The following is a 13,005-nucleotide window of genomic DNA, read 5'->3' as shown; positions in this document are numbered from 1 at the left end:
AATAAGGATTTTCTCTGCATACTAAACAGGCAATAATCGTGGTATATTAAAAATTTAATATATTTTAATGAAATTTATTAGGCTGATTTTCAGTATTTTATATATATTATCCTTTTATCACTAAAAAAATAGTTGTTTCATCCGATTTTATTTCTACATTTGTATAACTAATTTATTAGTGATATGAAATTTTACACAACATTAATGATAAAAATGAACAGGATATGATCATTCAGAATTTAACAAAAGCAGAAGAACAGGTGATGCAGTATTTATGGAAGGTGGAGAAAGGATTCCTGAAAGATATTCTGGACCTCTTTCCCAAACCGAAACCTCATACCAATACAGTTTCTACAATTTTAAAAGTATTGAAAGATAAAGAATTTGTAGACTACCACGTATATGGCAGACAGCATGAATATTTCCCGTTGATTACCAAAGAACAGTATTCCGGGAAAACAATGAAAAGTCTTGTGAAAAATTATTTCAAAGGTTCTTATAAAAGTGCCGTTTCCTTCCTTGTAGAAAAGAACGAGATGACCGTAGAAGACCTTGAAATGCTCCTGAACGAACTCAAAAAGAAAAACTAACTGATCATGGAAACTCTGCTTTTATACTTGGGAAAAGTAATGGTGTGCTCCGGTGTAATGTTTTTGTATTATCAGTTGTCTTTAAAAGACAAGACATTTCATCACTACAACAGATTTTATCTCCTGTTTGCAATAGTGGTATCCCTGCTGTTGCCCATGATCAGGTTAGATGATTTTACAATAGAGGTGAATAAGGATATGTATATGCTTCTTGACAGGATACAGAATTTTAATACAGAAAAAAATATAGACAATGGCCACATTTATTTTAGAATTATTTTTTCAGCTCTGGGACTGGTTTCTTTCTATTTTTTAGGAAAATTGATTTTCGGGGTCCTCAAGATCCAGAAGTTTAAAAAACAGTTTCACAAAGAAAGTTTTGACGGGATCAATTTTTACCGTACAGACCTGAACGAAGCCCCATTTTCATACTTTAGAAATCTTTTCTGGAAAAACACCATCAATTTGAATTCCGATGTAGGAGAGCAGATTTTAAAGCATGAAATGGTTCATATTGAACAGAAACACTCTTTCGATAAGATTTTTATTGAGATCATTACCTCTGTTTTCTGGTTCAATCCGTTTTTTCATATCATTAAAAAAGAGATCAGTCTGATCCACGAATACCTGGCTGATAAAAAAGCCGTAAAACAATCGGATACCAAAGCATTTGCGCAGATGCTTTTAGCAAGCCACTTTTCCGGAACACAGTTGCCTGCTGCCAGTCCGTTTCTAAGTTCAAATCTAAAAAAACGACTCAAAATGTTACAAAAACCAAAAACCAAATTCGGATATGCGCGGAGAATTTTTGCACTGCCGGTTTTATTTTCAGTAGCCTTTGCCTATATGGTAAATGCCAAGAACAAAGAAATTAAAGAAACAAATATAGCGATTAAAGAAGCTGTTTCCCAGATCAAAAGAGACACCATAACACCCCGGGAAGCTGAAAAAAAAGAAATTATAACTCCGAAATTCATCAAAGAATCTTCAGGCAGGAAAGAAATAGCAGAACTCGGAAAGAAAATTGAAGAAAAAAGCAAAGCTTTAAAAACCCTGAAGCCGGAAAGTAAGGAATTTCAGCAGAAATTGGACGAAATCGGTGAACTTTCAGGAGAAATAGGGAAAATTACGAATTCTGATGATTTTAAAATGGCCCTTACTATTTCTGACACAGAGTCCAAAAGAATAAATGATTTTTTCAAATCCGATGAGTGGAAAAACAGAACCAAGTCCCTGGAAGATCTTGGTGTCGAAATGCCTAACCTTCCCAATATGGATATTGATTTTCCGGACACCCCGCCAGCTCCTCCCTCAGTTTCGAATGCTCCCGGAGTAAGAGTAATAAGATTTAATGATACTCAGAATTGGGACGCAAAAACAGCAAAGAAATTTTTTAAAGAAGGAAAAGCAGCCAGAAAAAGAGCCGAAAAAGCAAGAATTGAAGCCATAAAATTAGGCGAAAAGGCACGAATACTGGGTGAGGAAGCCAGAATACAGGGCCAGGCTGCAAGAATAGCCGGAGAGAAAGCAAGAATTGATGCTATGAAGGCAGGAGAAATGGGAAGAATTGCCGGAGATCAGGCCAGAATAATAGGTGAAAAAGTAAGGGTGGAAGTATCCAGAAGTATTTCTAAAGGAGCCAAAGGAAACTTTTATTTTTACAAAAGCACAGATAAACCCCGCTCCACAAACAAGACTATGGAACTGGAAGCAGATTACATTAAAAAAGATAGTAACGGAATTGCCATAAACGGAGTGAAAAAATTGAAGGTGAACGGCTGGAGCGATAATACAAAAGTCTTTATAAACGGAAAAGAAGTAAGTAAAGGAGAATTTGAAGCCATGAAACCCGAAAATATTGAAAACATTACCATTAATAAACAAGATGGAATCAATGGCAAACAGTCGGAAATAAGAGTTCAGACAAAGAAATAAGTACCATTAAGCTTTGTCAGTATTATATTGGCAGAGCTTTTTTATTATTAAAATTATGAAAAACAAAGTTTTATTCTTTTTGCTTCTCGGTATATTGGCCGGAGCCCAGACCAACAGGTTCTTTTATGAATATAAGTTCATTCCCGATTCCGGCAATAAGGAAGATGTGAAAAAGGAAATGATGCTTCTGGACATTAATAAAAACGGATCTGCTTATTACAGCCACGACAAATTTGTAGCAGATTCCACATCAAATGCGGATCTGATGAAACAGATAAGCTCCGGCAGCGGCAGTCTCAACATCAACAAAAGGGAAAAACCAGGCCAGGTTTCTTATAAGGTAACCAAAAGCTATCCAGATTTTAGCACCTATCTTTTTACAAATATCAGTACAGACCGTTATAAAATAAAGGAAGATAAAAAACCCGAATGGAAAATTCTTCCGGATAAACAGAAAATAGGCGAGTACAATACCCAGAAAGCAGTGACAAGCTATGGAGGAAGGGAATGGACGGCATGGTTTTCATCAGACATTCCTTTCCAGGACGGTCCTTATAAATTCTATGGCCTTCCGGGACTCGTCGTAAAAATAGAGGATGCAACAGGTTCACACATCATGACGCTCGTAGGAAATAAGAAGATCAACAGTCCTGCAGAAGATAAGGAATCTGCACTTCCGGAAAATATCAGAATACCCGGACTGGGCGGAAAAGAGTTTGAGATCACAAAAGATCAGTACAAAAAAGCATGGAAAGCCTACATTAATGATCCTACCAAGAATATGAGAGAAATGATGATGAAAAACGGAGGTGAATCAAATACAAAGGTAGCATTTAAAATGAAAACGGCAGATGGGAAAGAACTGTCAGATCCCAATCAGGTATTCAGAGAAATGGAAAAAAGAGTTAAAGAATCACTTCAGAAAAATAATAACCCGATCGAACCGGATCTATTGAAGTAATCTACATAATTTTTAATATAGAACAGAATGGTTATTAATGACTATTCTGTTTTTTTTGTTATTATTATATCTTTAAACTTAACTTTGAATCTAAATAATATGACAGAAAAGGAAAAATGTGAAGCCGGAATCTTATACAATGCCAATTATGACCAACAGCTGATCAGTGAGCGTATGGCATGCAAAGACCTGTGCCTGGAATATAATCAGCTGAAAAATTCCGATACCCGAAACAGAAATGAGTTGATCAAAAGAATCCTGGGAAGTACAAAAGAAAATATCTGTATAGAACCGTCCTTCTGGTGTGATTATGGCTACAACATTGAAGTTGGAGAAAACTTTTACGCCAATCATAACCTCACTATTTTAGACTGTGCAAAAGTGAAGTTCGGGGACAATGCTTTCATAGGTCCCAACTGTAGCTTTTACACCGCAGGACATCCGCTGGATGCAAAACAGCGCAATGAAGGCCTTGAATATGCCCGCCCCATTACCATAGGAGATAACGTATGGCTGGGAGGAAATGTAGTGGTTCTCCCCGGGGTTACCATTGGGAACAATGCCGTGATAGGAGCGGGAAGTGTTGTCACCAAAGATATTCCTGATAATGCCGTTGCCGTAGGGAATCCATGTAAGGTGATTAAAAATATTGAAGAAAACTAAAAATATCATTTGAAACTAAAATCATGAAGAGAACTGTTTTTTTATTCCTTTTTTTATCAGGATTGTTTTTTTACGCGCAAAACCAACGTATTGCTTACGAGTATAAATATAAAATAGATTCTACAGACAAGGACAAAACAGAAACCGAACTGATGCTTCTGGATATTACTCCTAAAGGATCAAAGTTCTACAGTAAAGATTATTTTGAATCAGATTCTTTGATGACGACAACCATTGAAAAACAGGCTAAAAGCGGAAATATAGACCTTAATTTTTCAGGATTCAAATTCAAAGGAAAAATAAGATACAGTGTTGAAAAGGCTTATCCTGCTTATTCCGTGAATTTCTTTACAACTCTTGGCTCCGACGAATACATGGTACAGGATGACAGAGTACAAAGCTGGAAAATACTCCCTGAGAAAGAAAAAACAGGAAACTTCACCACCCAGAAAGCAACCTGTACCTTCGCTGGCAGAAAATGGACCGCATGGTTTATAACAGATCTTCCGGTTCAGGACGGACCGTATAAATTTCATGGCTTACCGGGATTGATTGCAAAAATTGAAGATGAAGGCCGTACCCACACTTTCGAATTAAAAGGAATTAAAAAACTTCCCGATACCTACGACTGGGAAAGTAAAAAGAATAAAAAACGCTACAATCCTCTGATTACCCTGAATGAAACCAAATATAAGAAAGCCTTTAATGACTTCCGCAGCGATCCTATGAAAAGTGAAAGACAGATGATGGCAGAAGGTATTGTTATTGATGATTCCGGAAAACCTGTAGACCCGGAGAAATCGAGACGGGACGAGGAAAAAAAGATGAAGGATAAGATCAAAAGAGAAAACAATCCTCTGGAGCTTGATCTTTTAAAGTAAAAGCAAAATCCCGAAACGAAAGTTTCGGGATTTTTATATCTGAAATAACCCAGGTTATTAAGCCAGTTTCTGAGAATCAGCAATAAACTGAGCCAGTCCGCTGTCCGTTAAAGGGTGCTTCAATAAGCTCAAGATTGGAGGAAGTGGAGAAGTGATCACATCTGCCCCGATTTTAGCACAGTCGATGATGTGCATAGAATGACGGATAGATGCTGCCAGAATCTCAGTCTCATACATATAGTTATCAAAAATTAATCTGATTTCCTGGATAAGGTTTAACCCGTCAGTTGAGATATCATCCAGTCTTCCAAGGAAAGGAGAAACATAGGTAGCCCCTGCTTTGGCAGCTAAAAGTGCCTGCCCTGCAGAGAAAATAAGAGTACAGTTCGTTCTGATTCCTTTGTCGGAAAAATATTTTAATGCTTTGATACCATCTTTAATCATTGGGATCTTTACCACGATATTCGGGTGGATGGCTGCCAATTCATCACCTTCCTTGATCATTTCTTCATACGTAGTGGAAAGTACTTCAGCAGAAATATCTCCGTCTACAAGTTCGCAGATCGCTTTGTAATGATTGTTGATCGCTTCGTTACCCTGGATTCCTTCTTTCGCCATTAATGAAGGATTGGTGGTTACACCATCTAAAATTCCAAGATCTCTTGCTTCTTTGATCTGCTCTAAATTGGCTGTGTCAATAAAAAATTTCATTTTGTTCGATAGATTTATTCCTGCAAAGATAAACATTCCTTTCCGAGTGGAAAATTTTTAATTTTGGTTAGAAGTTAGAAGTTAGAAGTTAGAAGTTAGAAGTTAGAAGTTAGAAGTTAGAAGCGCTGAAATTCCCATCCTTTGGAGGGGTGGTGGAAATTCAAAGAATTTTTGATGGGGTGGTTTAAAATAACAATCAAACATTATTAAAAATAATTAAACTATATCTTTCCCAAATAAACCCAATCATCTGTGCAAATCTGTGAAATCCGTGGGAAATAAAAATCCGCATAACAATTCTAAAAAATTATTATTTTCGCTTATCGCTTTCAGCAAAATTAACAATGAAAAATCATTTTACAGCTAAATTAGAAATCATCGGTATCAATCCTTTTGTTTTTATTCCTGAGAAAATTTTAAATGAAATTTTTGAATCTTCGGGAAAAAATAAAAGTCCGATTCCGGTGAAAGGAACCGTAAACGGAAAAGAATTTAAGCAGAATCTGATGAAATATTTAGGAGAATGGAGACTGTATGTCAATCTTTTGATGCTGAAAAATTCTCCCAAAAGAATAGGAGAGACCATTGAGATTTCAATTGAATATGATGATTCGGACAGGAGCATTTCCATTCATCCCAAACTGGACCAGGCAATTAAAGCCAGTCCCGTTGCAGTGAAGAACTTTGAAAACCTGATTCCGTCCGGAAAGCATGAGCTGATCCGGTACGTCAATAACCTGAAAACTGATGCGGGCATAGAGAGAAATATTGACAGGATCATCCGGTATCTGGAGGGCGAAACAGATTTCTTTGGTAAAAGAATTGATTAAAATAAACCGTTTAACCACATGACAATAAAGAGAAAAAATAAAATCCGGAAAATTTTCCGGATTTTGTTTTTATGAATTTAAAGCCTTGCTGAGTTTTACAGCATCCTGATTGGTAGGATCGTATTCTAAAGATTTGGCAATATGCTCTTTCGCTTTATTACGGTCGCTTTGTTGTTCCGCAAAGGCAATATAAAAATAGGCATACGCCAGGTTTTTCTTATTTTGCTCTACTTCTTCCGGTTTTACAGTGGCAATATACTTTTCATAAGCAATTTTTGCATTGGCATCATCCTTAGCAGATTGATAGGCATAAGCCTGGCTGTAATAAGCCGGAGCCCAATCCGGTAACAAAGAAGATATTTTTTTCCAGGTGTCTACTGCATTCGTCCAGTCCGAAGCCTCCTGATAGGCCGTTGCTAATTTTGCCAATGCATCAGTATCTTTTGGATTGGCATCAATTTGCTTTTTAAGGGCATCAACCGTGGCGTTACCTGACTGAGTTGTGGCAGCTGTGTTGGCCGTACTATTCGCAGTATCCGTTTTAGTAGCCTGCGCATTGGCAAAACCTGCACTTCCTACAAGTATTAGCCCTAAAAATAGATTTTTAATATTAATTTTAACCGTTTTCATAATCTTACATTTTTTAAAATTCTATATTCTAAAATTCAATAATAATTCCACAAATTCACAAATTTTGGAAGTTTTAAGTTTTTTTAGAAAATATTAACGAATAAAAATGATTTTTTAGATTAATTTTTGATTCGTTGGGGTTTGGTTTATCTTTGTCATTCAAATTTTATTTTAAATAATTAATATAATTCTTTGTATGAATATCATATTAGCCTCAACGTCCACCATTTTCGGTGGAGAATATCTGGAATACCTAAAGGAAGAATTAATAGAATTATACACAGGAATTGATGAGATCATTTTCGTTCCTTTTGCCAGGCCGGGCGGGATTTCCCATACTGATTACACTGTAAAAGCCCGTTCTTTCTTTGAAACAATTAACATCAGAGTAAAAGGCCTCCATGAATTTGAAGATAAAACTGAAGCTTTAAATAATGCCAAAGGATACTTTACAGGTGGCGGCAATACATTTTTATTGGTTAAAACCTTACATGAAGAGAATCTGATGGAAGTTTTAAAAAACAATGTGATATCCGGAAAAGCCTATCTAGGATGCAGTGCCGGAAGCAATATCGGAGGGCGGAATATGAAAACCACGAACGATATGCCTATTGTATATCCACCAAGCTTCGACTGTATGGGACTTGTTCCGTTCAATATCAATCCGCATTATCTGGACCCGAATCCTGATTTGAAGCATAACGGTGAAACCAGAGAAACCAGAATTAAAGAATTTCTGACTCAGAATGATATTAAAGTAATAGGTCTTCGTGAAGGCAACTGGATCAGAAGAACCGGAGACAGGATCACGGTGGAAGGCACTGAACTGACAAGGATCTTTGAAAAAGACAAAGAACCTTATGAAATAGAAGCGGGAAGCACACTTTAATAACAAACTCTGATTTTTATTATATTTGATCAGGAATGTCATGCTCTGCCGAATCGAAGTGTGGCTGTAAATTTTAGATTTTTAAAAAACCTTGCAATGAAACAAACACTTGCAGTTCTTATACTGTCGGTTCAGGTAATATCTGCCCAGAATATTGCGCAGAAGCTGGATAAAGCCACCAAAGATCTTATGGATTCTTCGGGAGCAGTTTCGTCCGGCTTATCATTTTATGTGACCGATGAAAACGGTACACTTATTTATGAATATCAAGGTAACAAAGGCCTGTCAACAGCTTCCACACAGAAAATTTTCACAGCGGCTGCCGCTCTTGAAACATTAGGGAAAAATTACACCTACAAAACAACCGCAGGCTATTCGGGAAACCTGTCTTCGGGTGTTCTGAACGGAGATCTTATCATCAGCTCAAACGGAGATCCTACTTTGGGGAGCTGGAGATATGATGCCAGCAAACCTGAAAATTTCAAAAAGAAATTCATGGAAGCCCTTAAAAACTCAGGAATTACAAAGGTTTCCGGCAATCTGGTGATTGATGATTCTTATTTTGACCACCAGACGGTTCCGGGAGGATGGCCCTGGGATGACCTCGGCAACTATTACGGAGCAGGAGTCTGGGTTTTTTAGGAGTCTGGGGGATCAACTGGAGAGAAAATCAGTTTGATATTAATATTAACGGTACGGAGTTTAAAGGCTTTTCCTATCCGCTCGAAAATGTAAAATGGCTGAATGACCTGAAGGCAGGTGGCAGTTCGGACCAGAGCCTTATTTTTACGGCACCGCATTCCGGGGTAGCTTTAATTAACGGTACACTGCCGGCCGGAAAAACAGTGACGGTTTCCGGAGCAGTACCCAATCCGCCACTTCAGTTAGGAGCCGAAGCACAGCAATGGCTTAAAGAATCTGGAATTGAAATCTCAGGAAAAACAGTCACCACCTCCCAGCTTGAACTGGAAGGAAATCAGGTGCCCGGAACTCCGAAGAATGTTATTTTCACGTATCAGTCTCCGGCTTTAGATAAAATAGTATACTGGTTCCTGCGGAAAAGCGTCAACCTTTACGGTGAAACTTTAATTAAAACTTTAGGAAAAGAAAAGAAAGGGAATTCCAGCTTTAAGAGCGGAGTTGCTTATTTGAAAGAATTCTGGAAGTCAAAGGGAATTAACCCGAATATGATTAATTTTGCAGACGGAAGTGGACTTTCTCCCCAAAATTATGTGGCAGCCAAAGCTGAAGTTCAGGCGTTACTTTATGCCAAAAAACAGCCCTGGTTTGATGCCTATTACGATGGTTTTCCGGTTCAGGACAACGGAATGAAGATAAAAAGCGGAACGATGAGGGATACCAAATCCTTTGCAGGGTATCATACTGCGAAAGACGGTAAAAAATATGTATTTTCAATCATTATTAATAATTATCAGGGAAGCGGAAGTACAGAACTGCAGAAAATTCTGAATGTCTTAAAATAAAAAGCTTTGAGGAAATCCATACTTGCCAGACTGAATAACTGGATCATATTTTTGCTGATGACTCTGGTGGTAGTTACTATTGTGGTTGCCTCAACCATTCTGATCAATTTTCTCAGGAAAGAGGAAATCAAGCGGGTGGATATCCTGGTAAGCGCTTTAAAATTCCAGCAGGAAGTGACACCCAGCCTGGAAGTTCAGGAACTGATTCTCAAAATTTACAGCTCTAATACTACAATTCCAATGATCGTACTAGACAGGGATGACAGGCCTATGGTTCATAAAAATATTCCGCAGGAAATAGAAAATGACCCGGTACAGATCACCCTCCTGGCTAAAAAAATGGGCAAAAGCTATCCGCCAATTGAAATAAAAGTACCTGATGGAAATAACCAGTTTGTTTATTATGACAACTCCCAGATACTTAATAATTTAAGGTATTCCCCTTTTATATTGGGCTTTTTTATTCTGAGTTATTTCCTGTTTTCATTCTGGTTCCTGCGAACCATTAAAAAAACTGACGAAGGCTACCTCTGGGCCGGGCTTGCCAAAGAAACTGCCCACCAGATCGGAACTCCCTTATCATCCATGATAGGGTGGATGGAGATCATGAAACTGGACAACCCGGAGTCTGAAGGTGTATACGAGATAGAAAAAGATATTGAACGGCTGAGGACTATTTCCGAGCGTTTTTCTAAAATAGGCTCCGTTCCGGAACTGAATGACATGAATTTCAATGAGACCATTGTAGAGAACTATAATTATCTTAAAACACGGATCTCAAAGAAAATAAATTTCAGTCTGCATCTTCCGGCATATACCATTCTCGTTCCCCACAACAAGATCCTGATGAGCTGGGTAATCGAAAACCTGGTGAAAAATGCAGTGGATGCCATGAAAGGAGAAGGAACACTGGACATGTACGTTTTTGAAAGAAACAAAAATATCCTGATCGAAGTAAAAGATTCCGGAAGCGGAATGACAAAACAGCAGGCAAGAAATGCTTTTAAACCGGGTTATTCCACTAAGAAAAGAGGCTGGGGATTGGGACTTTCGCTGGCCAGAAGGGTAATTCATGAATACCATAACGGAGATATTAAAATTTCCCAGACTGAGGTAGGGAAGGGAACTACATTCAGAATAACGATCAGAAAATCGTAAAGTACCAACCTTCATTACAGGAATAAGCCATTTGTAAAACCATCTTTTATTAGGTTTAATTTTTTAATATAAACAAAGGCGTTTCACTTATCAACAAAATAAGCACTAAATAAGAGCATAAAAAAAACGGGAAATTTTCCCGTTTTTCACTATTAATTTTTCACTATTCATTATTTTTTTCCTGTCAGCCACTGGGTTTGCAGTTTCAATTCTGCCGGGGTAGGATTCGCTTTGTACTGAAGCGTTTCTATGGTCATTTTATCTAAGACAGCTTTTCCTTTAAGGTCTATCTTATCCGTTTTATCGCCGTTTTTTCTCAGAACGGTAACGGTAACATTCTGTCCTTCCTTGATGGATTTGGCATAACTGATAAAATCCTGCATATTCTGTATATTGATGGTTTTTCCATCCAGAGAGACAATTTCGTCGGTGATCTTAAACCCTATACTTTTTGAAAAAGGAGATAAGGCAGAGCTTTCATCGAATATAAAGGTGTTGTTTTTATCATTATAGCCCGTCTGGTTAGGATCTTTAATGAACCAGAAAAGGGGCGGTGTATCCTGCTTTTTGGCTTCTACGCCTACCATATTCAAATATTCTGCATACGGTGTAGGCTGGTTTCCTGCAATATATTTATTATAGAAATCCTTTACCTGTGGATAGCCGGTTACTGTTACCAGTTCATCAATCAGCTTGTCATCCTTAAACGGTTTGTTTTCTCCGAACCTTTGGGAAAGCTTTCTGATCATATCACGGTAGCCCATTTCTCCGTTAGAAAGCTTTCTCAGCTCAATATCCAGGCACATAGCGAGCAATGTTCCCTTTTCATAAACATTCCTGTACTGATCTTTGTATTCGTCTTTCAGGATATTCTTACTCATAACCGTAAACGGCATCGTATCATCGTAATTCTTTGAATTCGTGATCTTCTCATTGATTCTCTGAAGGAATTCATCCTTGTTGATCAGGCCTTCCTGGATCTGAAAAAGGTTGGCGAAATATTCTGTTCCTCCTTCATACATCCATAAGTGCTGCGACATTTTAGGGTCTGCATAATCGAAATTGTGGATCTCTTCAGAATGCGTTTTCAAGGGATTCACAGTGTGGAAAAACTCATGGGAAACGACATCTGTAATAGTTTTGTCGATCGCTTCTTTCGGCATCATTTCCGGAAGCACAACACTTGTTGACTCATGATGTTCCAGTGCTCCAAAACCTTTAATCTGCGGGCCGTCACCTCCTGAAAGGTAAAGCATGATCGCATATTTTTTATTGGTATTCATGTCGCCCAGGAATTTCTTCTGGGCCAGTACCATTTTTTCAAGATTGTCTTTAAAGTCTGCAGCCTTATATTTCCCGGTAGGAGAATAAACACCCAGTACCAGGTCCATTCCTCCAGCGTTGAAGGTGATATAATCAGGCTTCGTGTACATCAGCGGAGAATCGGTCACTTTAGCATAATTGGCCAGTGTAAATGTATCTGTAGCATCAGATTTATCCTGATCCACCAATGCTGTTGTGCCATAGAAGCCTGCCGGTTTCTGAACGATCAGCTGGTAGGGAACATCCTGCATACTATCAATATATCCAATAAATCCGTGGGTATTGATCATATAAACTTTTCCCTCCTCGATATCAGTTCCTGACGGAGAAAACACAGCCTTATGCTTTGAATTGTCCAGTTCATCATCAAAACTGTCATTAACCAGGTAAGTTATCTTGCTTAATGCCTGGGCATTTTTTAATGAATAGGTATTGTCGTTAACTTTGGTATAGGTCAGTTCTCTTCCTTTGTTATCATAAAATTTGATCCCTTCCACAAATCTCCCGTAATCATCTACAGAATACGTACCTGGAACGGTTTTCGGGAAATGAAACCTGATGTCTCCGGATTTCATTTTCGGAAACTCCATAGTAACGGCTACCTTGTCGTCTTTTACATTCACAAGATCAATCGTTGTTTTTATAGATTGGGCATTGGCCAGAAAGGCGGCGAAAAGTCCCAGACTGATTGCTGTTTTTCTCATTAAGTTTGATTTATAGTTAAATAGTAGTTTTTTTGATCATTTTGTTACGCAATACTGTATTAAAATTTTCTTAAAATTTTAGAGCCTGTTTAAATTGTATTCAATAAAATTGATGATGCAGAAATAATTACTAAAGAAACATATTCTTCCCATAGATTAAGGAGATTTTGCAGATTTATTTTAGTTATAAACCTGCTTAAACTTTTATCTTATACAGTTGGCTAATCGCAAAAGCTCAAATGATAT

11 protein-coding genes and 1 pseudogene are annotated in these 13,005 nt (G+C 37.8%); 9 read left to right on the top strand and 3 right to left on the bottom strand.

The features are described from left to right. The first annotated feature begins 224 nt into the window (after positions 1-224). From IX38_RS16680 to IX38_RS16660, 5 genes are all read left to right on the top strand, one after another. Positions 225-590, top strand: coding sequence for a BlaI/MecI/CopY family transcriptional regulator (locus IX38_RS16680; RefSeq protein WP_034706883.1), 366 nt, complete (start codon positions 225-227; stop codon positions 588-590). A gap of 6 nt (positions 591-596) precedes the next feature. After that, positions 597-2,525: a M56 family metallopeptidase gene (locus IX38_RS16675; protein WP_034706882.1), complete on the top strand. Its 1,929-nt coding sequence runs from the start codon at positions 597-599 to the stop codon at positions 2,523-2,525. A gap of 55 nt (positions 2,526-2,580) precedes the next feature. Beyond that, on the top strand, positions 2,581-3,486 hold the full coding sequence (locus tag IX38_RS16670) for a GLPGLI family protein (protein ID WP_034706881.1): 906 nt from the start codon (positions 2,581-2,583) through the stop codon (positions 3,484-3,486). Positions 3,487-3,585: 99 nt separating this feature from the next. Beyond that, on the top strand, positions 3,586-4,149 hold the full coding sequence (locus tag IX38_RS16665) for a sugar O-acetyltransferase (protein ID WP_034706878.1): 564 nt from the start codon (positions 3,586-3,588) through the stop codon (positions 4,147-4,149). Positions 4,150-4,172: 23 nt separating this feature from the next. Continuing rightward, positions 4,173-5,030, top strand: a complete 858-nt coding sequence (locus IX38_RS16660) for a GLPGLI family protein (protein WP_034706877.1) — start codon at positions 4,173-4,175, stop codon at positions 5,028-5,030. 57 nt (positions 5,031-5,087) lie between these two features. Here IX38_RS16660 and fsa read toward each other — a convergent pair whose 3' ends face one another. Next, positions 5,088-5,741: a fructose-6-phosphate aldolase gene (fsa, locus tag IX38_RS16655; RefSeq protein WP_034706876.1), complete on the bottom strand. Its 654-nt coding sequence runs from the start codon at positions 5,739-5,741 to the stop codon at positions 5,088-5,090. Between the two features lie 344 nt (positions 5,742-6,085). Here fsa and IX38_RS16650 point away from each other — a divergent pair, with 344 nt between their 5' ends. Beyond that, entirely contained in the window at positions 6,086-6,571 is a 486-nt protein-coding gene (locus IX38_RS16650; protein ID WP_034706875.1) for a YdeI/OmpD-associated family protein, read from the top strand. 69 nt (positions 6,572-6,640) lie between these two features. Here IX38_RS16650 and IX38_RS16645 read toward each other — a convergent pair whose 3' ends face one another. Continuing rightward, positions 6,641-7,201, bottom strand: coding sequence for a tetratricopeptide repeat protein (locus IX38_RS16645; RefSeq protein WP_034706873.1), 561 nt, complete (start codon positions 7,199-7,201; stop codon positions 6,641-6,643). Positions 7,202-7,397: 196 nt separating this feature from the next. Between IX38_RS16645 and pepE the strand changes: the two genes are divergently transcribed. The 3 genes and pseudogenes from pepE to IX38_RS16630 all read left to right on the top strand — a co-directional run bounded on the left by pepE (position 7,398) and on the right by IX38_RS16630 (position 10,732). Then, positions 7,398-8,090, top strand: coding sequence for a dipeptidase PepE (gene pepE / locus IX38_RS16640; RefSeq protein ID WP_034706872.1), 693 nt, complete (start codon positions 7,398-7,400; stop codon positions 8,088-8,090). A 96-nt stretch (positions 8,091-8,186) separates the two neighbouring features. Next, positions 8,187-9,574 (top strand): annotated as a pseudogene (gene dacB, locus IX38_RS16635) (D-alanyl-D-alanine carboxypeptidase/D-alanyl-D-alanine endopeptidase). 6 nt (positions 9,575-9,580) lie between these two features. Further along, a complete protein-coding gene (locus tag IX38_RS16630; protein ID WP_034706871.1) occupies positions 9,581-10,732 on the top strand; it encodes a sensor histidine kinase in 1,152 nt (383 codons plus the stop codon). Positions 10,733-10,902: 170 nt separating this feature from the next. On the opposite strand, the gene IX38_RS16625 is transcribed toward IX38_RS16630, so the two are convergent. Next, positions 10,903-12,759, bottom strand: coding sequence for a M61 family metallopeptidase (locus tag IX38_RS16625; protein WP_034706870.1), 1,857 nt, complete (start codon positions 12,757-12,759; stop codon positions 10,903-10,905). Between the last annotated feature and the right edge of the window lie 246 nt (positions 12,760-13,005).

Source organism: Chryseobacterium luteum, from assembly GCF_000737785.1.
Lineage (GTDB): Bacteria > Bacteroidota > Bacteroidia > Flavobacteriales > Weeksellaceae > Chryseobacterium > Chryseobacterium luteum.
The sequence above is the reverse complement of the archived record's forward strand: the minus strand, read 5'-3'. Positions and strand labels throughout refer to the sequence as shown.